Raw genomic sequence first — 24392 nt, 5'->3', positions numbered from 1 at the left:
GTCAGCGGAGCTCGTGGCGTTCGTCCGCGAAGCCGACCTCGACAAGGTACTCAAGGAACTTGTCGAACCGCTCGACGTCACTGGGCGTGTCGGTCGCAAGATGACGCGTCCACTCGATGGCCCACTGGAAGGCAGGATCCGTGCCGCCCTTGCCGTGAATGTACCACCACCGGGCCGCTTTCAGCACGACCAGCGGATTCGTCGGCGGCTGCTCACCGGCGAGCCCACGGGTGATGGATTCGATTTCGTGGGGGACGTCGGCGGAATCGACCTCCGCTGATTGCGTGTTGTCGATATCGACCGGGATCTCGTCGATCGAGACGTTGTCGGGACTCTGTTGTTGACTCACTGGAAGTCACCTCTGAGGGCTCTCGAAGAAGCCCTCGCCCTCTTCGGGGGCACGAAAAACAGAGCAAGCTTATTAACCAACAATACTGAAGCTCTCGCGGAAATGTTGGTTAAGAACAGAGCTCAATCTTCTTCCTCACGCAGTTCTTCAGCTTTCCACTTGAGCCGGCGCAGAATCTGCGTTCGATTCTGGTGGGCGTTCTCGTAGGCAACACACTCCCGAAGCGTCTGCATATCGGGAATCGTCGCGATACCGGCCTTGACCAATCGGTAATTCGGTGCTTCAAGACGCTTCTCAGGTGGGAATTCGTCGTCACTCCCGTCGCTAATCGTGGACTGTTCCATCTCGGTAGCCCTCCACCCCTCTAGGGCGAGAAAGACAGAACAGGCGACTACATCACCGACGCGGCGTCAGGCCATCGCCTCTTGGAACCGCTCACGCAGGGCGTCCTCGCGTTCTTCGAATTGCTCAACTTTCTCCTGCAGGTCGTCACTGATGCGCTCTATGCTCGCCAGTGCTCGTTCGCCGGCCAGCGAGGCCTGTGACCCGTCGTCACCGTCCGCCTCTAGCTGCTGCTCGTACGCCTGCTCGACGCGCTCGATTGTACCTTCCGGGTTGAACAGAATGTCGTTGGCGATCCGAACGTATTGATCGAGGGATGCCCCTCTTTCCCCTGGAAGAAGTGGGTGAGAGCGTACGTCGCGCCGGAATGCAGCGTCCACATATCGATCTCGAAGGGGGACGCCGCATTGGCTTCTGCATCGCCGGCGGCACGCTCGGCCAGGTAGTCCGGGAAGCCCAGCAGGGTGTAGAACTCCGTGACGGTGAACGGGAGCTCCGAGAAGTCGAGGTCGATATCCTGAGCGTCTCGGATGAACTCGAAGAGGTCGTCGGCGACGAGTTCGACCTGTGCGAGGAGTTCCTCCCACCAGGTGCGGAAGTTCCGTACGTCGCCGACGTGCTTGATAACCTCCTTGTCGGTGAGCGAGCGCATCGTGTTCGAGCAGTAGCCATCCTGGGCGAACCCCTCCACGTAGACGGCGTGCTCGCCGAAGAAGTCGTAGCCCGACGTGACGCCCATCGTAATCGGGTCCGACCGACCGGGGAGGCGCACCTCGAGGCCATCGAACATGATGTCCATGTGGACCTCGCCGCCGCCCCGGTAGCGCCGAATCTCGCCGAACATTACCTCGCCCAACGGCGTTCCGTCGATGGTCTCCTCGCGGAGGACCTCTTCTAGCGGCCCGTAGACGTCGACCGGGTTGATGATCGAGTAGCTGTCAGTGGGAACGTGGAACAACGGGTCTGTCTCCGCGTCCTCATCTCGGGCCTGCTCCCGAGCCCGACTCGGCTCGACGAGCGCGTTGAACCGCTCCGTCTCGACCCACTCGTCGGTGTACGGATTCTGGTACGCCACGGTCGTCTCGACGGCCTGCGGAAGATCACGAACCGCCTCGGCGAAGGTCACGGGGTCTGCATCTGCATGATGCTCTCGGTACCACTCGGGTAGTTCGGTGTCGGTACGTCCATCGACGCCAGCCAAGATGGTTCTGGACTCTGGATCTTTCATTGCAGTCACCTCACTGCAGGAATCCTCGTCGACGAGCGCCTGCCTCGTCTCGCGCCCTGCGCCCTCTCCCGGGCGCAAAAACAACACAAACGAGAAGAGGTGGTTGTCTGGTTGTTCAGATGCACTGTCCCCCCTGCTGAGGTGGATACCGCAACTGGATTCAATAGAACCGGAACGCTTACTCGCTATGACAAACTCCAGTCAACTATTGTGGCGTCATTCCTTGAGGCATTAGCCAAGCAACGAGTTTGGCACTGGCTGGAGGAGTCTAAGGGATACACAGTCGATGGTGAGGTCAATATCGGGACTGGTCGCATCGACCTGCTCGCGGAATCACCGTCGGGAGAGATTATCGGGGTCGAGCTGAAGCGAGCATCTGAATTCGGGCTCGATAGAGACGTATATGCCCAAACCCATCGGTATATCGACAGCGGAGCCCTCGATAAGCTGTACTTTGCTGCTCCCGACGCCGACAAACTTGGAACCAATCCAGAATCGGATCCTGTCGACCAGATGAGTATCCGTGCAATAAGCTATCGGTTAGCTGCGGGCGTTGATGAGGACTGGTACACACCATCGGAGGTTATCACTCACATTCGGGACGCGATCTCTGCAGACTTTCTTGCCTACTCGCTGGAGCATCGTACTGTCGAGGACCTAATTCGGCAACTGTTAGATCGTTCCCCGGAGGATAACGAGCCGATATCTCTCGACGAGGCTGTTCAAGAGCTAAGACGGACACAACTTCCAGAGGAGTTGGGTGTGATTCACGTCCCGATCGAAAAGAACGGATCCAAGTCCGACTTTTCTAGCCTGCTTACTTCCGGTGACGGTCCGATGCCCTCGATCGTCCGGGATGCCGAGCCAGTCTATGCTGGCGATGATACCACTGGCCAGATCTCTCCGACAGAAGAACCATCGGTGCGACATCATACCTGGACTCATTTTGGTGGCATCCCGGAAGCCCATATCCCGAACGACTTGGATTCGGACACTCCCACTCGCCCAATCGACATTCTGGCCTTCGAAGGGGATATTGATCCGACTGCAGCGGTCGAAACCCCCGAATCGAATGCGGTCATTGGTATCGAGGCAAAGGGTGAGAGCTCTTTTTCGGGTTCGCGAAAAACCGAGCAATTAGAACAGTTCTTAGCAACTGAAACTCTTTCAAAACTCTATCTTGCTGTTCCAACAACGCTAAGCGAGCGTGCAGTCACATTTCTTGAGAAGCACGGATTTGACACAGTTGGACTCATCACCGTAGACGACACCGGTGGCGTCAACATCGTTCGCGAAGCGACGCACCTGACGCCGAAATACGATGGCTATCTCGAGAATCATCATGATCGGAAGGTCGGGTATGGCGATCTCGACCTCCCGTGGCTTGAACCAGTCTCAAACCTATACCTCACCGACGAAGAAGCCGAACGGGTCAAGCATCCCGATCCAGTCGCCTACGCGAAACCCATTATTGAGGCAGCCGACTTGGACGCGCCCGCAGGGAGCTGGATTGACGTCGACGACTGGACGGGCGCCGAACGAACAGAAGATGAGTTCACAAAGGAGCGAGTGCGGTACTACCTCCTCCGTGGAGTGAAAGCTGGCCCGTACCTCCTCGACTCTGATGTCGACCAAGATGAGATGATGGGCGGCTACACTCGTTTGGCATTGGAGTGGTTCGAGGACACTGACGAACCAGGGCTGAAGTTGAACTTTGGCGGTGGCTCGTGGGTTGGGGGCTATCTCTGGTTCACTGGCAAGTCCATCCAGCAGCTGCTCTCGGTTCTCCTGAACATTTCGGACCTCAATGGGGCGACGATACGTGGACAGGGCAAAGTAATCGATTTGGAAACATTCCCGATTCGGGGTGACAGTAAACATCTTCGGCTACAGGGCCGTTTCGGAGAAGAGGATCTCTTAGAATTAGAGATCCGGAGTCTTGTCGACGAGGGCGAAGGCGACGAAATCTTCGAGGTGGACTTAGGTTCGGGTGAGAAAGCCGGCGTGACGGCGCAGTTTACCGAACCACAGTGGTACGATTTGGTGGCTACGTTGGATCACCTGCTGGCTGGTGGTACGTATCGAGGGCTGCCTGGGGAGTTTGACTCGACTCCACGTATTGGCCCGTTAGGTGAGGACACCTGGGACATCGGGACAGATATTGAGGAAACGTCGAATCCAGTCTCGATTGAGATGCGTAACTCGGATACCGACTTCCTCAGGGAATAGCCGCCGTTAGCTTATTCGTCGGTCGCTTGGTGCTTAGGCTCTTGCCGGTCGTTGTATCGCTCCAGTTAGCGCTCGATTTTCTCGAGCGCCTCGACACCACGTTCGAAGAGCTGGTGGGTGGCTCGCGCTAGCCGAAGTGTCTCCATCAGTGCTCCCCCTCCGGGGGTTCGATGAGGTCGTTGCTCTCTTCGGCGAGTTCCTGGATTACCCGTTCCACGTCAGCCTCCTCGGCAACCGCCCGATGTGCGAGCGGGGCAGGATATGCACGGTCGCCTTGGCTGCAGAGTACGACCAGCCACTCCTCCCTCCCATCCCCGAGTACGATGTAGTGGTCGCGATCAGCGCGCTGGAAGACCCGCCGGTCCGGGCGAGAGACGGCTCGCCAGTTCTCGGGGAGCGTCGGTGACGGCCGTCCACCGTCGGCGAGGGCGACGACGTCGTCGGTAAGGGTCGCCATCGCGGCGTCGATCTCCTCGCCGGGGAGGTGCCAGCACGCCGCGGCACCGTCGCACTCCAGCTGCGAAACCACCTGATTCCGGAACGCGATGTAGTGCTCACGGGCGAACTGCTCATCGTCGTAGTAGTCGAGGAGGAGCGCGCACGCGAGCTGGGCGGGCCCGCTACCACTATACCCCCACTCGAACCCGCTTGGACTGTGGTTGACGAGGTCCAGACTGCGCTCGAGGGAGAGTCGCCGATGCTCCGAGAGGTTCAGGATGACGGCTTGGCCGTCGACGCGGAAGCCGACGTATTCGACTGTGTCTCGGTGGGACTGACCGGGCGATGCGACTGGAACCGATTCCGAACTGGCCATAGGTACATTCCCGTTCATCGTTGCTCGCGGGCGGTTCGGTGACCCCCGCACCCCTCTCAGGGGTTCAACAAACAGGACGGCGCCGCGTTCGGCAACGTATTTGGCAGTTGCAACGTACTGTCCACATAATTGAGGATGGCTGTACTGGACGATCTCTCGGGGTTCGAGTTCGAGGACGTGATGGAGGACGTGTTCCGCAACCTCGGCTACGAGAACGTCCGCCAGGCCGACCGCACGGCTGACGAGGGGCGCGACGTCATCATGGAGGAGGTCGTCGACGGCACGCGGCGCGCGATCATCGTCGAGTGCAAGCACACGGGGACGGTCGGGCGGCCGGTGGTCCAGAAGCTCCACTCGGCGATCGCGACGTTCGACTTCGACGGCCCGAAACGTGGGATGGTCGTCACGACTGGCCGGTTCACGAACCCTGCTCAGGAGTACGCAAACCGACTCCAGCAGAACGACGACCCACACCCAATCGAGTTACTCGACGGCGAGGACCTCCGGGAGATTGCCGACGAAATTGGCCTCGACCTCTACAACGGTCGCATCGAGATCCTCTGCGACAAGACCCTGCGCCCGTACGACCCGGCCGCCGACGTCGACGCGCCAGTCACGGATGCGTTCCGCGACATCGAGAACATCGAAGCCGCCGACCTCCCAGAACCGCACTCATCGGTGACGTTCCGCCCAGTGGTCGCGGTCACCGCGAACACGAACGCCGTCTTCGAGACGTCGGTTGGCGTTATCCACCGAATCAACGACCGGACCCGATTCGTTGCCAACGCCGAACGCGGGCAGCCGCAGGTCGTCGAGGAAGACGTCGCGACGCTGGTCACCGAGAACCTCCACACGACGGTCGACCTCGACGCCGAGCAGTTCGGAGAGGTGTTCGACGACGTCGAGGAGCGCCGGTTCGGGCAGACGCAAACGGAGTACAAGGAGTGGGCCGTCGAGCGGCTCCAGCAGCACCACACGACGACGGTCACCTACACCGGCGACAACAACGTCACGTACAACAAGACCTGTGAGCCGAACCGCTCGGACATCTCTGTCCAGTCGATCGAACCAGTGTACCTCCCGGAAGTTCGGCACACTACCGACGTCCAGGAGTACACCTACCCCTACGAGTACTACGCGGCAGGCCCGTCGAGAGTGACCGCCGAGGACGGCATCCATCAGTGCGTCCACTGTGATACGAGTGGCGTCACCGAGACGTACACCTACTGTCCGAACTGCGGGGCCATCGCCTGCTCCAGCCACACCAAAACGGAGCGGCTGGAAGGCGAACCGGTCTGTACGGGCTGCGCGGTGACGGAACGGTTCGCATTGAAGACGAAGTACTTCTACGACGAGGAGAATCTCGAGGCCTTCCGCGAGGAGTACGCCGCGATGCCGATCCACGAGAAGGTGATGGAGAATAAGCTCCTCACTGCTGGTGGAGGAGTAGTTACGGCTGTTCTACTACTGCTTGGCATCCTCGCACTTGGTGGTGTAATCTGAGTATCGAGGTGTCGAATTGGTTATCGCTCGGCCCAGGTCCGACGGTATTCAATAAAGTCTCGAGGATGTTGATGATCTCTCGCCCACTCTTTTGCTTCGCCAGGTGAATCACACCGCTCAGCGGTTTCGCAGAGGGTACATTTCGCTGTTACCCGAATCACCATTACAGGATTTTCTGTTTCCGGCGGCTCATCCACGTAATCCATACTGGACCAATCGGACTTATCGATTAAAACGGGTATTGTTCTCTGTTGTCCTGGCAATGGTCTGCTCTGAGCGCAAACACCTGGTTCTGATACGACCCTTTGTTCCCCCTGTCAATTTTGTCGAGCAACGACTATTCTACAGGTATGCCTTCCAATCAGGTCGGAGATGAGTGGACCGTCGAGTGGATGACGCCCAAGCCGAACAGCGATGAATACCTCGATAACTTGGTGCTGAGCCCGGAACAAGCAGCTGAATACGGGGACGACCTCGTTATGGCTCTGCGTGTCGACGACGAAATCCTTCGAGAGCGGGGATTAGACCCTAAAGAACCGTTTGGCTGGAAAATCGAAAACGGTGAGCTACTGATGAAACAAATTTCTCGCCAAGCGTTTGAATGGGTCGCGGAAAGCGACCGAGAGGATTCACTCTATGCACAGCAGGTATTGGATTCTCGAGCTCGACGGCGGATTCGTAACTCTCAGTAGCAATCTGCAAATCATTCGTTCCGAAGAATCCTATACTGGGTGCTCCTTCTCTTCAGAACTCGAACCTTGGGAGTGTCCAATTAACGATTAGCTTGGTTGAGCTAGTAGTTCGTCGACGGCGGCCGAGAGCGGTCCTTCAAACTGCCAGCTAGCCCGATCGAAGGCTTCCTCGGTCGGACCATCCCAGCGCGGGAAGGCGGAGTGACCACTCACTTTGACGGTCCACTCGGACGGCTCCTCGAACGGATTCCGTGTCGGGAGTTCGACGACGTAGAGGTACTCTTCGTCGCCGTGGATGCCGTCGGCCGGATTCTCGACGCCGTGTCCGAGCAGAAACATCGGCTGGTTGAGGTGCTCCATATTGTCCGGGTCGAGGAGATCCGAGGGTTGGTCAGCGTGGATGCTCCGGTCACGCCCTTCGTCCATGTAGAGGGTCATCGTCGAGAGCGTGTCGAGGAACAGAAACTGGGCAGCGGCGTACGCAGCCCCGCGCTCTGTTCGTGTCTCGTCAAGCAGCTGCTTCAGCTGGTCCAGGTCATGGAGGACGCTATCGGGATACCCGTCCGAGTGGCGGTAGATTTGTGCGATGCGGTCGGTATCGGACTGTTCGCCTGCGGTCTCGCTCCGTTGGATGAATCGGAGTTGACTTCGTGTCGACATCGATCACCGCCGACGCGGGTGCGCCGGCACCCATCGCCGGCGCAGAAACAACCGTCAGGAAACCTTCTCTCCAGTCACCGCCTCTTCTCCTGCATAAGATTGAACGCCTGCCATTTTGCAATTCCTTCAATTGCCTCATCTATCGTTTTCGGTCCGTTCCATTGGCTACTGAGCGCCTGATTAAATTGGGCAAGGTGTGCGAGTGCATCTGTTCCGTCCTCTACTTCCCTCATCCACAGTGTCATCTCAGAGTCGCCCCGATAGTAATCCGCTGAGAGATCAAGATCTTCTAATCGAGGATCCTCGTGAAGCTGCATTGTGGGGATAGATTCCTCGAATTCGAGGTCAATTTTCACGATTGCTTGAAATGAGGCCATATCCAATATTCGCTTGACTCGATAACTGATCCCCGTCCCGTGTTCACGCACTTCTACATCCTTAATCCGATATGATAGGGTGTCGTGTTCGAAATCGAGATCACTCTTCTGAGGGGACATATACATATCAAATAGAAGGTCTTCATAATCTGGCCGTAGTCTAATTTCCTGAGCCTGTTCGATCGTGAATAAGGGCAAAAAGAACTTTTCACCACCAACTTGTTCGCGTAGATCCGATTCCATTGATTTTCTTCGCCGTAGTCGTTCTACAGCGCCTTCGGTTTGGACCATAAACGATGTGTGCAATTGGCAGAGTAAAAACAACCAGGCTTGGCGTATCTGCTAAGTTCTACGCCAGGTGCGACACCTCGTTTGGCTCCTCGACGTCGTCGAACTCGCCGCGTTGGACAGGTTCCCAATCCTCACCAGGCTCTGGACTCCACCAGTCGACCTCGTAGGCGCCCGGTGCGCCGAGGATCTTCACGCGGGCCGACCCATCAGGCAGGTCGCGACGTAGCTTCTCGTCGACGTGGAGGTTCCAGGTGGTGGTAGAATCGAAGCAGGCGAGCACGGCCTCCTCGTAGCCGCGTGTCTCGCGGGATTCTTGGAGTTCGACCTGGGTGTTGCAGTTCTTGCAGAACACCCCCTCGAAGGGGATGTGAGTGAAGACCTCCTTCCCGCAGACGGGACACCAGAGGAACTCGAACAGTGCCTCGCTGTGTCGGTCAAGTACTTCGAGACTCATTGGTTGACTAACCCGTTCGTACCGGGCCACCACCTCGTGCCCGGCCGAAAAACAGCGCCCACCGCTCACTCACTCACCGTTCGGCGCCGTAGACGATGCGTGAGGGGGCTTCGTACCCACAATCGGGGCAGTCATACCACCGCTGGACTTTCGCCCCGTCTGCCGCCTTCTCGCCGACGCGAACGTCGTCGTTCGGACACTCCGGGCAGTTGAGGTCCGGTGCGGGCCGCTCCCGGAGCTCGTCACGGAACGATGTCGCATCCTTCGTCTCGTATCCCCGCGACCAGACCGGGTAGCCGTCGACGAGAATCACCCCGCGCCACTTGTACCGATAGGAGTCCGGCGCACGATGCAGCACGGCTCGCGCACCGGTCTCGGTGTTCCGATACGCGAGTGTCGGCGAGCGGCTCTCGCGTCGCCAATTGGTGATGGGAGGCATTATTCAGAAGTGGACGTCAGCGGGTACGATCCAGAGCTCTTCACTCTCCTCGAGGAGTCGATCCAGCTGTCCACGGTGGCGAATGCCGGTTCCGTGTTCGGTGTACAGGAAGATCGTCGGGCCGTCGTACGCACCGACCTTGTGGAAGGCGTGCCGGGCGAGGTCCTCGTCGCGCATGATCTCCTCGTCGGAGAACTCCTGGATGGCCTCTTTCACCCGGTCGAGATTACGCTCGAATTCCTCCTTCGTCGCCTCCCAGCCACGCTCGAGCAGGTCTTCGCCGTCATCGGAGTCGACGGGGGCTGCCGTCGGCAACTCCCCCCATCGTGCCTTCCCCGCAACGGACGTGTCCTCCTCGTCGAAGGTCACATAGTAATCGAAGACGGCGCCGGCGTGTGGGTCCGCGCCGACCAGTCGGTCGAACACCGTCTTTCCGGTGGCCAGCGCGTCGTCGTGCGTCGATGCCTCTACCAGTGCGTAAATCACCATATGCATCTCGAACACCTCGAAACGCCGACGCACCGGGGGTCGTTGCTCGCTCCAGCTGCGCCGGCACCCATCGCCGGCGCTCTAAAAACTGCTCGTGACGGCGGATTCTCAGGCCTCGTCCGCTCGTTCGACAGTGATAGTCAGGTCGCCCGATTCGTAGTCGGCCTCGAAGTCGACGGCGAACGCGTCCGACTCGTAGGCGGCGTGGTAAGCACGGTGGCGTTCGAGCGAGCCTGTCGCCTTGAAGTGGAAGAATGCGGCCGCCGTGTAGGGCTTGCTCTGTGTTTCGACCTGCGACTCGACGGATGCGGGGAGCGCGATCTGGGGCGTCTCCGTGTCGATACTCGCAGCGAACTCCTTCGCTTCCTCGACGGTTGCTTGCGAATGTGCCGGTGTCTCGCCGGTCAGCACGTTCACCGGGGTTTCCGTGTCGTCGGTGAATAGGACGTCTTCGAAGGTGTGTGTTCCGAGGATCGCTTCGGGATCCAACTTGCAGTCGTGAAACGGGTCGTCGTCTGAGGTCATCGAATCACGAGCCTACGGCGGGGCTCACCCATTCCGACCCTTGAAAAACAGCCGTTGCCACGTAGCAGATCCAACTAGGAGTGGTTGAGGCTCGCCTTCTCGAAGGGCGATTCTCCGGTCGGAATGAGCAGCTCCTGTCGGTCCCCGACCCGCTCAGCGAGCTTCCGTTTTAGGTACTGCCTCGCCGTCGACGGCGTGAAGACGCCCTTGTCGAGCATATCGCCGATGACGTCTTTGAGGGCCGCGAACTGGCCCTGCAGGTGGCCGTCGCCGACCGGCTCGCCGTCGTACCAGCGCACCGTCGCGAGCGCGCCGTTCCCGACTGTCTCTCCCTGTTCGACCGTCTCCGAGTCGTACTGGAGCCCGGACCACAGCGTCCGATAGGCGGTCACCTCGAACGTCGTCGACACCACGAAGAACGCCTCATGGTGGAGGTAGTCGAGATGGTCAGCGACGATCTCGTCGAGGGTGAGCCCGGTGGCGCGGGGCTTCGGCTCGACGACCGTCGACGGTCGATCCTCGCCGGCGAGGTAGGCGTCGACCGCATCTGCCTCGAGGCCATCGGCAAGCTCTGCGAGGAGCTGTTTCGCCCACTTGGAGTCGGTGTCGTCGCCACCGAACGGCGACTCAGCAGAGATTCGGTGCTTGAGCTTCAGGTTCGCTGCACCCCAATGGCTGTAGTGGAGTGTGTACTGTCCGTCCGTGCGTTCGTACGCAACGAGTGCGCGGTGTCCCATCGAACAATCACCTCACTGGGCGACCGCGACTGGATCGCCCCGCACCCCTCCCGGGGGACGAACAACGCTACCAGTAGTTGCTATCGAGGCTTCTTTATTCGGGATGAGTAGTGAAATCGGGGCGGCTAAATCGGTAAGTAGAATTGCTTAGTTATTTGAACGAAGTCAGTGTAAATGCGTGTATGGATATTGACGCCGGCGAGTTCAAGAAGAACACAGAGAAGGCGTTAGAGGAGCAGTCAGGGCTCCGGATGAACGAGCAGAATGAGATCCCGTTCGAGCAATTGTTCACAGAGGAGTTCATGCAGCTGTACACAGAATTCGACTCTTTCGAAGCGTTGCTTGAGGCAAGTCAATGGGATGTTGAGGACGAGGACGATTTCGAGGCCATCCCGGAGGATGAGTTCGATACCTATGTCGACGAGCACACGGATTTCCCATCGTGGGAAGTTATGTCTCAGACTGCGGCTCAGCGGTTCCTTGAACGTCAATTCAACTGAAGTGGGTTACTGACTGACCTGCCGCCCGAGCTTGGTGATCTCCGCCTCACTGTACCCGCCGTCACTCGAATTGATGTAGGCTTGTGTCTCGACGTATCCTTTCTCTCGGAGCAACCAGAGGTTATGATCCACGACGTCTGACGACCGGCCCACTGCCTCAATCAACTCGTCACGATCAACCCGTGGATAGGTAGGATCCGATCGGTATGACTGGAGTAACACGTCCAGGATTTCATCCTGAACCGCGTCATCCAACAAGAGTTCCTCACCCAACTCTTTTGCTCGCCACAGCGTCGTCGGTGTAATCGTCAGTGACCGCTTCCCTGGCCGCCGCTTGAAGAACCCATCATCCTTTGAGAACCGCCACACCTTATCGATCACGTCCTCATCAACGTCCTCGAATTCATCGTTGAGATAGCTGCGTAGCCGTTCACCTTGTGGACTCGGCCAGAACGTAAACGGCTGCTCTGTAAACCTACGATATGACTCACGGATCAATTCATTCTGGACCCGCCGCTCGGTCGCCGATAACCCCTCTGTCGCACCTACGTCATGCTCCGTCGATGTCCCATCTCCATCCCCATTCACCACATCGTCACTGGTATCGGACCGATCAGTCCCGTCCACGTACTCGCCAGCGTCCTCCGGCTCGACTCTATTGTTCGACGTGTTGTGGACTTGGATCGCTAGAATACCCAGAGTGCCTAACATACCGATCACACCAGCAATCTCCACGAGCGAAAAAGGTGTATAGACGGTTCCGATCCCTGCGAGAATCAAGGCAGCAAGCCAGGCAAGGATGAGCTTCCCGATGAACCGCTCAGTCACGTACTGCCCAACCGACATCCTATCACTGCAAGTATTCACAGACCAGTATTATAAGTCGTAGGAGATCAGCCTCAATCAGACATACCCACCTGATTTTTCAAGAGTTGCTGAGAAGTACCGAATTATGAGTCAAAACGACAGGACATCTTGGTTCATCGATTCCGAGGGGCCAAATGAGGAGGCTGTCGAACTGGCCTTCGCGTGGGTGCAACAGCTCGGTGAGCAGCATGAAGAGAAACGAGATGCTGTCTTGGCAGTAAACACGAAAAAGCAGCTGGACGGTGTCGTATCTACTGTGATCGGTGACCAGGCAGCAAAGGCGTTGAATAAAAAGAAGCCGGTCGGCGTCGGTGAAGCAGAGATCCAGCTGATGACGAAACGGATTGATCCATCGGGGTGGCAAAGCGGTCCTGTCCTTGCTATCTACCCAGACAAAGACCTGCTGGACAAGATTGACGGAATGTATGGTGTGACCGATGTGCTCGTCGTGCCTTGGTCGAAGGACACCGTCCAGTTCTGGATCGATACCTGGGGCGCGTCAGCACTCCAATCAGATGCGAGTGGCGATGCACCAGAAATCGATAATCCGGTCGCCAAGGAAGCTGTCGACACGCTCGATGCATTGGTCAACACCTCGACTGGGATCACGCATTCGTCAGATCGTGCTACCTGTATCGAGATCTTCAAAACCCTCCATAGCAACGGCATCAGCTTCGATCCTGAAGCAATCAGAGCCTGGTTAGTCGCTGAAAAAGGCTGGGACCCGGATTATGCCGATGACGTAAAAGAGGTCGCCGAAGGCGTCCAAACGGGGAAACGCTTCCAGTACGACTCTGGCCGTCTTAGCAACGACATTATGAACCAGTGGAAAGACGCCGCAAATGTTAATTAATCCAATATAAATGCCGGAGATCGTTTTCACTCCGTTTGCTCACGTCCCTGTAGTGGCGGCTCTGATGCATCTATGCTCTGTACTGACCAGCTGTTTCAGCTCTCACTCTAAATAAAGAAACAGTATCGGAAACTAATGCTACTCGTCGATCGGGTCGGGGGAACTGAGGTCCGCGTGGAGGACTTCGCCGTCGCGAACGACTTACCGCTTCGCCAGGACTGGGAAGCGGCACTTGGTGAACCCCGCCGTCTGGATATCGAACTCTTCGTCGGCTTCGAGGTGGTCGGCGAGTTCTCGCAGGAATTCGTGGGTCACGATGCCCCCCTCGTAGTCCGGGAGGCCGTTCTCCCGCGCCTCGTACACCTCGAAGTCGTCGTACCCCCAGATGGTGAGCTCTCCGTCTTCGGTCACCTCCCAGTCGAGCGTCCCGAAGCAGTAGCTCTCACAGAGCTCGCGGACTGCCTGCGGATCCGATACGATCGCGCCAGTCGACGTCGTCGCAGCTTGCAGTGTCGCCATGTCTGGACTTCACGGGGTCGCCCCCGCACCCCTGTCGGGGGCGATAAACCGACGCGAGAGGTGCCCCCCTGGTCGTGGTCGGCGACGCCAGTTAGGAATCTGCGTGGGCGTCCGCCCCGGCTCCGTCGCCCGGCCGCGTGAGAAGGCTCACCTCTTCCAGGAGGTCTCTCGCGGTCTCGACTCGCTCTCGATCCGCGTCGTCCAATCGGTCGACGTCGAGTCGGTCGAGATTGCTGAGTATCCGATGCATCCGGTAGCCCTGTTTGAACTCTTGCTCCATCGGAAGCGCCTCACCGCTCGCCGGCGCGGAGAGACTCCCTATCGAGACTGGCGTCGGGCTTGCAGGAGATCACGCTCTTAGCAGTAGGTCAAAGCACTCTTTCTTCATTCTAAAACCGGTCTGGAACGTCTGGTAAATAGGTGTGCGTAGTTTACATTAACCGCTCTATCATACCGGCCGATGGGAGATCAGCTCTCACAGGCCTTGCATTCGAGGATGTCTCGGCTGAACTTCTGTGCGGCGTTCACGCTGTGTTGGTAGTAGAGACTCTTCACCCCTTTCTTCCAAGCCTCGATGTAGAGTTGGTTGATCTCCTTGACGCTCACTTCGCTCGGATCGATCGAGACGTTCAGGCTCTGTGCCTGATCGATATGTTTCTGCCGCTGCGCTGCCTGGTTGATGATCGCCATCTGTGGGATCTCGGCGAAGGTTTTGAACACCTCCTTCTCCTCGTCGGTCAGGCAGTCGAGGTGTTGCACGCTCCCGTCGTTCTGTGCGATGCTGTCCCAAACCTCGCGCTCGTCTCTGCCTCGCTCTTTCAGTATCGCCTCGAGGAACCGGTTCTTCTGCGTCGACTTCAGCTTCGCACCGTCGCGGACGAAGTAGTTCGATTTCAGCGGTTCGATGCTCGGACTGACCTGCCCCAGGATGACACTGCTGGATTTCGTCGGGGCCACGCTCATCGTCGTCGCGTTCCGGCGACCGTAGCCCTCGAGCACCTCCGGCTCGCCGAACTCGTCGGCGAGCCGACGACTCTCCTCGTAACTTCGCTCCTTGATCGTGCGGAAGATTGCCTCGTTTTTCTCCATGGCCTCCATACTGTCGAACGGAATCATCTCGCTCTGGAGGTAGCTGTGCCAGCCGAGGACGCCGATGCCGATCGCCCTGTGCCGTTTCGCAAACCGTACTGGGCGTTCCATGAACTGCGTCCCCTCCGCCTCTTGGATGAACTCCTCCATGACGGCGTCGAGGAACCGCGTCAGCGTCTCTACTGCGTCGGTATCCTTCCACTCGTCGTAGTGGAGCGCGTTCATCGACGAGAGACAACAGACGAAACTCTCGTTTGGCGTGGCTGGCAGCGCGATCTCGGTACACAGGTTGGAGCCGTTGATCTCGTAGCCCCTGTCCTTGTAGACCTGTGGCTTCCCGTCATTCATGTTGTCCCGGAAGATGATATACGGGACACCGATGTTAATCCGCGTCTCTATGATCTCTGCCCACGTCTCTCGCTTCTCCTCGTCGCCATCGACCATCGCCCGGAACCAATCGTCACCGATGATGACGCCGTAGTAGATGTCCTGTACGGGGTCGCCCTCGGTCTTGATGTTGAGCCACTCGTCTAGGTCGTCGTGTTCAACGTCGATGTACCCCGCGAACTGGCCGCGCCGCGTCTCGCCCTGGCTGACGACGTTGATGATAGTGTCGAACAGCTCGGTGAAGCTGTAGCTCCCGTTGCTCTTGCCGTTGTTCGTGATCGGGCTGCCTCGGGGCCGGATTTCGCCGAAGTACCCGCTGGTCCCGCCGCCCAGCTTGGTCATCTCGCCCACTTCGGCCTGCGTGTAGAGGATGCTCTCCATGTTGTCCTCCATGTAACTACCGAAGCAGCTGATGGGCAGGCCTCGGTCCAGACCGAAGTTCGACCACACCGGACTCGCGAGGCTGTAGAAGCCCCGACTCATGTAGTCGTAGAACTTGTCCGCGAAGCCGTCGTCGTCTAGGATCTCCTCGGCCCGCTCCGCGATCTCCCTGACCCGCTCCTCGGCCGTGACGCCCTCGATCAGGTACCCGTCGTCGAGGAACGCCCGGCTGTCCTCGTTCAGCCAGTAGAACGGTTCCTCGTGCTGCTGGTTGACCTCGTCGAGTGCTGGTTCTGTTTGTGCCATCGTTAGAACATATCCTCCGCGGTGACGCTCTGTGCGTGTTTGTTGTACGTGGTCGACCGCTTGCTGAAGAAGTCGTTATCCTTTGTCATCATGATGTCCTCGTCGAACCACCGTGTCTCCTCGAGCAGGTCATCGTCCGGGTCGAATATCGGCTCGACACCGACGTTCTCGAGGCTCTGATTGAACCGGTCCCGCAGGAACGCGTCGACGTGCGCCCGGGGAAGGAACTCCAGTTCGCCCTCACCGAAAATCCAGTCCAGTATCTTCATCTCTGCCTCGAACGCCTGCTGACAGGCCGCTTGGACCTCTTCTTCGAAGTCCTCGTCGAAGAGGTCCGGATTCTCCTCGCGAATCGTCTCCACGAGTTCGACACCGAACAGTCCGTGAATCTGCTCCTCCTTGCTGGTCGCTTCGACGGCGTTCGCGATCCCCTTGAATTTCTTTTCGTGTTTGTCGAAGCTCGTCATGATGAGGAACTGCGAGAACAGCGAGACGTGCTCGACGAACGTGGAGAACAGCAGGAGACTCATCACGTACTCCTCTTTGTCGTCGCTCTCGCTCTTCTCGAGGTACTCGTCGAGGTAGTCGATCCGCTCCTCGATTGCGGGGACGGCAGTCACCTCCTCGAAGTCCTCCGTGATCCCCAAGATGTCGAGGAGGTGGCTGTACGCGTCCATATGTCTGACCTCGCTCTCCGCGAAGGTCATGCCGACGTTCCCGATCTCCGCTTTGGGCATCTCGTCGTAGATGTCTGCCCAGAAGGTCTTGACTTGGACCTCGATCTGCGCGATGGCCAGCATCGTCCGCTTGATGACGGTCTTCTCGGCGGGAGTCGTGTTGACCTTGAAGTCTTGAACGTCTCCTGAGAAGTTGAACTCCGTGTGAACCCAGTAGCTGTTTCGTATCGCGTCTTTGTACTCGAGGACGTCGGGGTACTCGTACGGTTTGAGCTGCGTTCGTTCGGAGAAGATGTCGGTCTCCGGATCTCCGCCTGTGGTTTTGTTTTCAGTCATTGGCACGTACCCCGGAGGAATCGTCCTCTGTTGGTTGGTTTCTGTTTCCGTCGTTCTCTGTACGTCTGGACATGGATCATGCTTGCCCGGTCAAGGATGACCGAACATTCGTTTGATCTGCGTATGTTTGTGTCATAGTGAGCTGTTCGAGGCATCGAAGTCATCGAGTTCTGCATCCAAGACTGCGTCAAGTTCTCTCAGGAATTCCTGCGGCTCAGAGAATGCTTTGTAAACGGAGACAAATCGAATGTAGGCTACCTTATCGAGCGTGCGGAGGTTCTCAGAGACGAGTTCGCCGATGAGACTCGAAGAGACGATACGTGCCTCTCGACCTTGCAGTTCGCTCTCGATATCGTCGACGAGAGCAGTCACTGTTGTCTCGGCCACATCGCGCTTCTCAACGGCTCGCTCGATCCCTGCGCGGAGTTTCTGTCGGTCGAACGATTCGATGGTTCCGTCGCGTTTTTTCACCTGGAGTGACTCCCACTCTGGACGTTCGTAGGTCGTAAAGCGGAACGAACAGCGTTGACATTCGCGGCGCCGTCGGACGGAGGTTCCGTCGGCACTAGTCCCTGTATCGATGACGCGTGTTCGCTCGTTCCCGCAATCCGGGCAGTTCATAGTTGTCACTACTTAATCCTCCAGGGTCTTAACCCCAGATGTGGGGGCTCTCGATTTCGACCGCAATATCTGGTGGTGAGGACTGTCACATAAAACTTACCCAATTGAATTGATGTAGTACAACTAAACTTGAATAGTGGGCGCGGAAAATTGGGATCATATGCATTGAGTGACCCAGTCTCAACTATTGCTCTCCATCCCCTCACATAGCGATTAGTATTCTATCTGTAGTTATCGATTTTACACCAGTTAGCGGCTGCGAGTCTGAACAAGGAAATCGTACTTCCTATTACTGTTAACCAACGAAACCCGGAGCCACCTGCAGAGATGTTGGTTAATCGACGCCGAGCACTGGGGCTACTCGAGACTGGGGCCGTAGCGAGCCGAGCCACACACCCGACACTCCCAGATCGGTTGCCCCGTCCACGCTTCATCCGGGACCGACTCGTGGGTCTTGAACCGATGGTCGGTCGCCTGTCCACAGCTTTGACAGTCGAGTTCCTGCGTCGTCGGTACCGACGACACCTGGCGATCAGCCCCAGCTTCGCCGGCGGATTCGGTCAGCGTCATCGCTGGAACCAGCCACACCGCGTCGTCGGCGTCGTCGAGGACCGCGTCGAGACGCGACGTGGCGAGGATGCCGTCCCCACGCTGGTCGTATAGCCGCGTCGGGGCCTGTTCCTGACGCTCCGACGCTTCCTGCCCGTGCCACCCAGCCCGGTCACGGGCGGCACTGAGAAGCCGCTCTCCCTCCGCTGACGACACCTGTACGGCGTCGGGAAGTGAGGGCCATTGCTCGGCCAGCTGGCGCGCCGGCGCCTCGTCGAGATCGTAGATGAGCGTATAGTCGTCGACGGCCGGCTCCGCCTCGTTAGCGGAGAGGAGGTTCGCCGCCGCGCCGCCCTTCGCCACGGCGCCGTAGAACGTGGTCGACTCGACGACCAGGTGGACGATGCCGAGGCACGTCGTCGACGCTGCCTCGTCCGTGCTAGTGGCGTCACTTCCGAGATGGTTGGTGAGACAGAACCGGCATTTCGTCTGGCCGTCTGGGACTGAGGCCCCACAGGACCGGCACTCGCCGTCGGTGGCCGTCGGCGCATCAGGGTAGCCACCAGCGTTCGTCGCGACGCGTTGCCGCCGGGGGGCACCCTCACAGCCGTCGTCCAGCCTCGTGTCCGGAATGGGGGACGCCTCGCCAGTCGGCCGCAGTTCCTCAAAGTCGGAGTAACGACCGTTCATAGAGCAGTCTACAGAGAACATGGCTCGTCTTCGTGTTTAAATCGTAACGTGGATAGACCGATGTGCAGTACAGACCGAGAGACAGTGGACTGCGTCAGGCGACCCGTTCCTCCAACGTATCCCGGTGTGCCCGAACAGTCGCCTTCGAGGCGTTCGCTACGTCCGCGGCCTCGGATTGCGTCAACCATCGGCCCTCTTCGCGACCGGCCTTGTAGAGGCAGGCCGCTGCGAACCCGGCCGGATGGACGCCCGTCGTGACGCCGCGCCCCTCGGCCTGCTCCGCGAGGGCTCGGGCCCGCTGTCGGATTTCGTCCGGACACTCGAGGTCCGAGGCGAGGCGCGGCACGAACATGCTGGGGGAGACGGGCTCAGCGGGGAGGCCCAGCTCCTCGTTCAACGTTTTGTACGCGTTCGTGACTCGTGACTCCGCGACGCGGGCCATCTCGCTGACGTCGTCCACCAACCGCGAGCGGCCGTTGCACCGGCAGGCCCCGTAGACGCTGGCCGCGGCGATGGCCTCGATGGATCTGCCACGAAGCAGATCCTCGTTCTGGGCGCTCCGGAAGAGCTGACACGCCTGGTCGCGGACCGAATCAGAGAGTTCGAGCGCACTCGCCAACCGACGCACCTCGCCCAGTCCGTGTGCGAGATTCCGTTCCGCTTTCGACCGCCAGCGACCGCGAGTCTGCTCACGGCGCATCCGCGCGAGTCGCCGTCGCTTCTGCCCAGAGATCTCGTTCCCCTTCGCGTCGGTGCCGCGACCGATCTCCGTCGACAGGCCGCGATCGTGGCGGGCCGCAGTAAGTGGGGCGCCCGTTCGCTCGCGCTCCTCGTCGTCGTACGCCCGCCACTCCGGCCCGTGATCGATGCGCTGTTCGTCGACGACCAGGCCACAGTCCTCGCAGACCGTTTCGACCGCGTTCGTGGTGACCCGACCGTCGCACTCGGGACACTGGTTCGCACTCGATTCCGTTCGGACGTCTTCGTCGAATCCGCTCTCGTAGATGTCTCTGGTTGCCATCGTTCTTACCGTGTTTCGGGAACTCGCCAGTACAGCGAGCCCCTCACCCATTGAGGGGACAATAGACTCTCTGCAGGACTGTAACCCCTTCCGGGGGACCGATGCCGCCAAATCCTTATTAACTGTAAATGGGTACTACCCGGTACAAGAATGCCTCTCTGCCCTGATTGTCGAGATGACGCGATGACAGGCCTGATCCAGAACGCAGAACAGGTGTGTGACGAGTGCGGAGAGACGTTCTAAAACGATGCCGTTGTGCCCTGACTGTAAAGACGGAGCACTGACCCACAGCGCCGAGCTTGGGGACGGAGAAGAGAAAGACAAACGAACTTGCGACGAATGCGGAGAAACCTTCTAACGACATAGCCATGCCTGTATGCCCAAAGTGCAAGGACGAGTCAAGTTTCAGCACCCTCAAGAAAAACAAGGGAGACCGCATCTGTGATGAGTGTGGCAGAGAATTTTGAATGACCGACGACGAGGGCAGCGACGAAGAAGATGGCAGCAGTGATGTAGATCTGTCTCAACTGGCCCTCGAAGAAATCCGGCTCCGATACCAGGAAGAATCAGACCGGCGAACTTCAGTCGAATCCAAGATCGGTACCGTACTGACCGTTGACGCAATCATCGTCTCCGTAGTCAGTATCTTCTCCAGCCTCAACATTCTGCACTACGCGGCGATGGCGGTCGCACTGATCTCAGTGGTCAACGGAATCTCAGCTCTCTGGGTCCGGGACTACCACAGACCAGGACTGGATGAAGAAGATTATCTGCAGTACATCGATAATCCGCCGGAACCGGTTCGACGTGAACTCGTCAAATCCTACCTCACGGTGATCACAGGCAACGAGGAAACTGATGACCCGGAGATGTTCTTCAAAGGAAACCGGACTAGAAACGACGAGAAAATGGCGAAACTGGACCAGTGCTTGAAATTGACCGCTGTATCCTTGACGTTGATACTATTACATCCTATCCCGGGAATAATACAGAGTACTGGGCTATTGGAGTATCTAATTTGAGGGATAGGCAGTGACCTTGGTGGCTTCAATGTTCAACACTCGCGTCGGTTTCTGCTAATTTCCAGCAATTGGTTGGCGAGGATATTCAGCCAAACGTTGATATCCACTGATTCTGAAATCTTCGACAACGTGACTCAGCTATGGCCGGTGCAACAATCAACTCGGTACTCGTAAAAACCGCTCCTTCAGAACTCGAAGATGACGACAACCTAGGATACGAGTTGCAGAAAGTCAGAGACGACTACGAACACGCCATCATCATCCAGGAAACGGAAATGCGGAACGCAAGAGGTAGACGATACACACTGGTCAGCAGTGGCCGAGTCTTCCCCGAAGACGTCCAGGCCACGATCAAACCGTACCTCGACCGGGCTGAATTCGATCATCATCTCAATCCGGGAACCTCCGACACTGTCGAAGAACAGGAAGTACGTGTCATGGTCGAAGCAGCGGACGGAGAAGACTATCATATCCAGAAGCTCGACGAAGAACGGTACTACGTATCCCGCGAGAACAAACCGGTAAAACCGCCGCACGCCGTCAACCAGAAAGCAGGACAGGTGTTCCCTGACTACGAACCAATGCTGTAACCCATATTAGCACAGATCACGTCTCGGCTACCTTCTCTATAATCAGCTCTTGCCTCTCTACCGTGGTTTTCTTCTGACCTTCCGTTATCTCTGTCTCGTCTAACAGGGTTTCTGCCGTCCCTGGGTCACCCTGTTCCCGGTAGAAATCGGCGGCGTCCTTGACGTACTCCTACAGACAGGCTCCGTATATACGATTACTCCACCAACAGATGGTCTACTCACTCTGCGGAATTGTGAGGGGAAATGGCTTAGTGGAAATATTCTCCATTCGTTGATAATGGGTTCAGAGACCTCTTTTGAGGACCGTGCGAAACGGTTCATAAGTAGGACGCCAGGAGATCACGATCACGACCAGACGATACAGTTCATCAGCGAGATATTCAGAATAGAAAGCCAGCTAATTGCCTTAGAGAAGCGGTTGGACAATCTCAGTGCCGGAGTCTGGAGCAGCGAGCTCGCCAGAATAAATGACGAACTCTCGGCTCTCTCCTCTGACTTCTTTGAAGTACAGCGTGTGATCTCGTCGCCGGAAGACCATCTACACGAGCTTATTGATATACCTCGAGACGAGGTAAGTGAGAAAGCGGTCAGCGAGATACTGACCCAGCTCGGCTGGGAATGGTTCCCCAGAGAACTGAACAGGGTGTATTCCGTTCAGGAACGGGTCTACAGGAAGGCCGATGCGAAAAGCCAGCAGATGCTGACCAACCGGATCATCCTCCTGTCCTTCCTGGCGTTCGTTATCTCTGCATCCACCTTCGCCATCCAGTACATATAGATCAGAGAGATCGAATTGGAACCGTTTCTCCACCTGCACAATTATCTTTCTTCAATAGAAACGCACTTGACAGTCAATGAAAGCCGTATTTCAGGGAGAATTTCACATCTCTTCTACGGACAGAGAATCACTTGACTCGCACTTAGACGCTGATGCAGATGCATTGTTCGTGGAACAGAGAGAAGACCGTGTCAGCCCGGACAACTGGTCAATCGGCTACCTCTCCTTCCTGATCGGGGCTCTCACACTGTACTGGCTGCAAGCAGCGCTCTACGAGGGGCCGGACATCAAAGAGAAAGCAGAGATCCCTGTCTACGACGAAATCGACACCGATCTCCCAGAACTGTACCCCCGATTTCCTAAAAGCTGGATACTTGGCTCAGGGGTGATCTCCGGCTTAGTCTTCGCTGCCGGATTGTTCGTCCCCGTATATCCGTTTCCATTTATTGATGCTCCAGCGGTTGCCTCCCTCACATTCACGGCAGTGGTCAAACCAATGATGGTGATCGGGGCACCGCTTTTGTTCTCTTTCTTCTTGATCATCCTCGAGGAACGACGGCTTGGAACCCGTGACCAAGATATGGTGGAGGAAATCCACAGAAGCTCCAAAGAAAACGGGTACGATACTGTTGTAGTCTCCTGCGGTGATGCACACCTCGACAGTCTTCCGAACTTGTTAGAGGAGAAAGGGTGGGAGACAGAAGTTAACGAGTCCGACCACAGCTGGGCAGCCAAAATCTGGCGCTGGTAACCCTAAGTTTAGTTCTCATACCAAGCATCTCAGAAAGGACTCTCGACCTCGTCAAATTGAACGACTATCTCTTCCGATTTTAATTTCTCAACCACATCTGCTTCGGAGATATCACCGGCTTCCAATCCACGAAGCATCTTAAACAACTCCAGCGAGGTAACCACTTGTAAACCGTTCCTATCCAGCATACCATACCGCTCTTGATCTAACTGGAACTCTCGCTCATTCGGCTCAGTTAGCCGACGATGGTTCATCACTAACAATCCCGTCACATCCCTTTCAAACTCGTCTCCATCTCTATCCACCCATTTAATCAGCTGAGAAATATTCTCCTCAGAAACATCTCCTTCCTGCCCTTTGATCTCCAGTAGGATTACGCGGTCATCCAATTCAATAGAACCGTCACGTCGATTTTTTACCTCTCCACCAACAGTCAACCCAGCATCCTTGAACGCCGAACGAACCGCATTTTCAAGCTCATCATCATACTCCCAGAGAAGATCCTTCCTCAGCCGTTCCTCCTCAAGTTCATCTTCTAGCTCCCGAATCTTCCCCAGTAATTCCTTTTCTCGAGGTGCAGCGTACTCGCTCAACCAATCCGGATGTCGACCTACCGTCTCCAGATCAACCTCAGGATAGAAATTGTCCACCACTTTTTCTGCAACATCATCGAAGCTATGACCTGTCTTCACCAGCGGAAGAAGATACACTGTTCCCTGATTAGACTCAGAGCCAGTGGGGAGCATCCCTCCCTTGCTTTTTACCATGATTTCCGCAGCTAACGCCTCACCATATCGATTGCTAACTAAGGAGTGGAACTGGTATTCAACGCTATCCTCATCGGGGATATGGTTCTTAAAAGAAATTTCCCAGCTAAATTGGCCGTCAAAGTACCATTTCCAGCCATCGTCGATACTCCCCTCGTCAACTGATTTTCCAGGCTCATCACTCACTTCCAGCCCGAATGGAAGCCACGAAAACAAATTGAGAATAGGCGTTCCTGGGCGTATCAACGCATCATCGGGTATCGGTTCCTCCGGTTCCCACTCTTGATCTTCCGAAGGCTTCACTGATGTAGTGGTTGGAAGACAAACAATCAGGTCCCCTCCAGATGTTAGAAGCCTCAGAACGTCTTTAGGATTCGGGAGATTGTACTGGCGTTTGTACCCAGCCGGAACGTAGGAATGTAGGAACTCATCCTTTCGCTTCTCCAAGTCCAGAAGGTCAACAAATACAACCTCGTAGTCTTTGATATTCGTCGTTTCATTCCAATCAACATAATCCGCAAACTCGAGTTCAGTACCAAGCGATAGGAGTTCAGACATT

At 57.1% G+C, this 24392-nt stretch carries 27 protein-coding genes and 2 pseudogenes; 9 read left to right on the top strand and 20 right to left on the bottom strand.

The annotated features are described in order from the left end of the window. Nucleotide 1 precedes the first annotated feature (1 nt). The 3 genes and pseudogenes from P0Y41_RS17770 to P0Y41_RS17760 all read right to left on the bottom strand — a co-directional run bounded on the left by P0Y41_RS17770 (nt 2) and on the right by P0Y41_RS17760 (nt 1919). On the bottom strand, nt 2-349 hold the full coding sequence (locus P0Y41_RS17770; RefSeq protein ID WP_276278821.1) for a DUF8013 domain-containing protein: 348 nt from the start codon (nt 347-349) through the stop codon (nt 2-4). Between the two features lie 122 nt (nt 350-471). After that, entirely contained in the window at nt 472-693 is a 222-nt protein-coding gene (locus tag P0Y41_RS17765) for a DUF8129 domain-containing protein (protein ID WP_276278822.1), read from the bottom strand. Between the two features lie 66 nt (nt 694-759). Continuing rightward, nucleotides 760-1919 (bottom strand): annotated as a pseudogene (locus P0Y41_RS17760) (hypothetical protein). A gap of 141 nt (nt 1920-2060) precedes the next feature. On the opposite strand from P0Y41_RS17760, the gene P0Y41_RS17755 reads away from it, so the two are divergent. Continuing rightward, on the top strand, nt 2061-4148 hold the full coding sequence (locus P0Y41_RS17755; protein ID WP_284063858.1) for a PDDEXK family nuclease: 2088 nt from the start codon (nt 2061-2063) through the stop codon (nt 4146-4148). Nucleotides 4149-4293: 145 nt separating this feature from the next. On the opposite strand, the gene P0Y41_RS17750 is transcribed toward P0Y41_RS17755, so the two are convergent. Continuing rightward, nucleotides 4294-4962: a DUF6166 domain-containing protein gene (locus tag P0Y41_RS17750; RefSeq protein ID WP_284063857.1), complete on the bottom strand. Its 669-nt coding sequence runs from the start codon at nt 4960-4962 to the stop codon at nt 4294-4296. Between the two features lie 135 nt (nt 4963-5097). Here P0Y41_RS17750 and P0Y41_RS17745 point away from each other — a divergent pair, with 135 nt between their 5' ends. Both P0Y41_RS17745 and P0Y41_RS17740 read left to right on the top strand, forming a co-directional pair. After that, nucleotides 5098-6465 (top strand): restriction endonuclease, encoded by a 1368-nt coding sequence (locus P0Y41_RS17745; protein ID WP_284063856.1) that lies wholly within the window; start codon nt 5098-5100, stop codon nt 6463-6465. 350 nt (nt 6466-6815) lie between these two features. Continuing rightward, nucleotides 6816-7157 carry a hypothetical protein gene (locus P0Y41_RS17740; protein WP_008458758.1) on the top strand — a complete coding sequence of 114 codons (342 nt, stop codon included), beginning with the start codon at nt 6816-6818 and terminating at the stop codon, nt 7155-7157. A gap of 87 nt (nt 7158-7244) precedes the next feature. Here the strand turns inward: P0Y41_RS17740 and P0Y41_RS17735 are convergent, their stop codons facing one another. From P0Y41_RS17735 to P0Y41_RS17705, 7 genes are all read right to left on the bottom strand, one after another. Beyond that, nucleotides 7245-7817 (bottom strand): hypothetical protein, encoded by a 573-nt coding sequence (locus P0Y41_RS17735; protein ID WP_284063855.1) that lies wholly within the window; start codon nt 7815-7817, stop codon nt 7245-7247. Nucleotides 7818-7891: 74 nt separating this feature from the next. After that, nucleotides 7892-8437: a hypothetical protein gene (locus tag P0Y41_RS17730; RefSeq protein ID WP_284063854.1), complete on the bottom strand. Its 546-nt coding sequence runs from the start codon at nt 8435-8437 to the stop codon at nt 7892-7894. Nucleotides 8438-8543: 106 nt separating this feature from the next. Continuing rightward, the gene (locus tag P0Y41_RS17725; RefSeq protein ID WP_284063853.1) at nt 8544-8939 is read right to left on the bottom strand and encodes a DUF7567 family protein; all 396 of its coding nucleotides are present in this window, start codon (nt 8937-8939) and stop codon (nt 8544-8546) included. A 73-nt stretch (nt 8940-9012) separates the two neighbouring features. Further along, nucleotides 9013-9378, bottom strand: a complete 366-nt coding sequence (locus tag P0Y41_RS17720; protein WP_284063852.1) for a DUF7568 family protein — start codon at nt 9376-9378, stop codon at nt 9013-9015. Nucleotides 9379-9381: 3 nt separating this feature from the next. Next, nucleotides 9382-9873, bottom strand: coding sequence for a DUF7995 family protein (locus P0Y41_RS17715; RefSeq protein WP_284063851.1), 492 nt, complete (start codon nt 9871-9873; stop codon nt 9382-9384). 102 nt (nt 9874-9975) lie between these two features. Beyond that, complete coding sequence (locus P0Y41_RS17710) at nt 9976-10392, bottom strand: DUF8025 family protein (RefSeq protein WP_284063850.1); 417 nt, start codon at nt 10390-10392, stop codon at nt 9976-9978. A gap of 74 nt (nt 10393-10466) precedes the next feature. Then, on the bottom strand, nt 10467-11129 hold the full coding sequence (locus P0Y41_RS17705; RefSeq protein ID WP_284063849.1) for a DUF6735 family protein: 663 nt from the start codon (nt 11127-11129) through the stop codon (nt 10467-10469). Between the two features lie 182 nt (nt 11130-11311). On the opposite strand from P0Y41_RS17705, the gene P0Y41_RS17700 reads away from it, so the two are divergent. Continuing rightward, nucleotides 11312-11629, top strand: a complete 318-nt coding sequence (locus P0Y41_RS17700) for a hypothetical protein (protein ID WP_284063848.1) — start codon at nt 11312-11314, stop codon at nt 11627-11629. A 6-nt stretch (nt 11630-11635) separates the two neighbouring features. On the opposite strand, the gene P0Y41_RS17695 is transcribed toward P0Y41_RS17700, so the two are convergent. After that, a complete protein-coding gene (locus tag P0Y41_RS17695; protein ID WP_284063847.1) occupies nt 11636-12457 on the bottom strand; it encodes a hypothetical protein in 822 nt (273 codons plus the stop codon). A gap of 124 nt (nt 12458-12581) precedes the next feature. Here P0Y41_RS17695 and P0Y41_RS17690 point away from each other — a divergent pair, with 124 nt between their 5' ends. Continuing rightward, complete coding sequence (locus P0Y41_RS17690) at nt 12582-13349, top strand: DUF1889 family protein (protein WP_089649930.1); 768 nt, start codon at nt 12582-12584, stop codon at nt 13347-13349. A 138-nt stretch (nt 13350-13487) separates the two neighbouring features. Here the strand turns inward: P0Y41_RS17690 and P0Y41_RS17685 are convergent. From P0Y41_RS17685 to P0Y41_RS17655, 7 genes and pseudogenes are all read right to left on the bottom strand, one after another. Beyond that, nucleotides 13488-13868: pseudogene (locus P0Y41_RS17685) on the bottom strand (hypothetical protein). Nucleotides 13869-13959: 91 nt separating this feature from the next. Further along, nucleotides 13960-14148 (bottom strand): DUF8012 family protein, encoded by a 189-nt coding sequence (locus P0Y41_RS17680; RefSeq protein ID WP_284063846.1) that lies wholly within the window; start codon nt 14146-14148, stop codon nt 13960-13962. 188 nt (nt 14149-14336) lie between these two features. Continuing rightward, nucleotides 14337-16031, bottom strand: a complete 1695-nt coding sequence (locus P0Y41_RS17675) for a ribonucleoside-diphosphate reductase subunit alpha (protein ID WP_284063845.1) — start codon at nt 16029-16031, stop codon at nt 14337-14339. Between the two features lie 2 nt (nt 16032-16033). Beyond that, nucleotides 16034-17044 carry a ribonucleotide-diphosphate reductase subunit beta gene (locus P0Y41_RS17670; RefSeq protein WP_284063844.1) on the bottom strand — a complete coding sequence of 337 codons (1011 nt, stop codon included), beginning with the start codon at nt 17042-17044 and terminating at the stop codon, nt 16034-16036. A 132-nt stretch (nt 17045-17176) separates the two neighbouring features. Further along, a complete protein-coding gene (gene nrdR / locus P0Y41_RS17665; RefSeq protein ID WP_137704849.1) occupies nt 17177-17665 on the bottom strand; it encodes a transcriptional regulator NrdR in 489 nt (162 codons plus the stop codon). A 357-nt stretch (nt 17666-18022) separates the two neighbouring features. After that, nucleotides 18023-18904: a biosurfactant protein 1 gene (locus tag P0Y41_RS17660; RefSeq protein ID WP_284063843.1), complete on the bottom strand. Its 882-nt coding sequence runs from the start codon at nt 18902-18904 to the stop codon at nt 18023-18025. A gap of 94 nt (nt 18905-18998) precedes the next feature. Then, the gene (locus P0Y41_RS17655) at nt 18999-19925 is read right to left on the bottom strand and encodes a transcription initiation factor IIB (protein ID WP_284063842.1); all 927 of its coding nucleotides are present in this window, start codon (nt 19923-19925) and stop codon (nt 18999-19001) included. Nucleotides 19926-20392: 467 nt separating this feature from the next. On the opposite strand from P0Y41_RS17655, the gene P0Y41_RS17650 reads away from it, so the two are divergent. The 4 genes from P0Y41_RS17650 (at nt 20393) to P0Y41_RS17635 (ending at nt 23066) form a co-directional block, all read left to right on the top strand. Beyond that, on the top strand, nt 20393-20947 hold the full coding sequence (locus P0Y41_RS17650) for a hypothetical protein (RefSeq protein ID WP_284063841.1): 555 nt from the start codon (nt 20393-20395) through the stop codon (nt 20945-20947). Nucleotides 20948-21087: 140 nt separating this feature from the next. After that, the gene (locus tag P0Y41_RS17645) at nt 21088-21537 is read left to right on the top strand and encodes a hypothetical protein (RefSeq protein ID WP_282352360.1); all 450 of its coding nucleotides are present in this window, start codon (nt 21088-21090) and stop codon (nt 21535-21537) included. A gap of 277 nt (nt 21538-21814) precedes the next feature. Then, nucleotides 21815-22315 (top strand): hypothetical protein, encoded by a 501-nt coding sequence (locus P0Y41_RS17640; protein WP_284063840.1) that lies wholly within the window; start codon nt 21815-21817, stop codon nt 22313-22315. A gap of 76 nt (nt 22316-22391) precedes the next feature. Further along, nucleotides 22392-23066: a hypothetical protein gene (locus P0Y41_RS17635; protein WP_284063839.1), complete on the top strand. Its 675-nt coding sequence runs from the start codon at nt 22392-22394 to the stop codon at nt 23064-23066. A gap of 29 nt (nt 23067-23095) precedes the next feature. Here the strand turns inward: P0Y41_RS17635 and P0Y41_RS17630 are convergent, their stop codons facing one another. Then, nucleotides 23096-24391: a hypothetical protein gene (locus tag P0Y41_RS17630; protein ID WP_284063838.1), complete on the bottom strand. Its 1296-nt coding sequence runs from the start codon at nt 24389-24391 to the stop codon at nt 23096-23098. Between the last annotated feature and the right edge of the window lies 1 nt (nt 24392).

The organism is Halobaculum halobium (assembly GCF_030127145.1).
GTDB classification, from domain to species: domain Archaea; phylum Halobacteriota; class Halobacteria; order Halobacteriales; family Haloferacaceae; genus Halobaculum; species Halobaculum halobium.
This window is presented reverse-complemented; position numbering and strand designations above follow the sequence as displayed.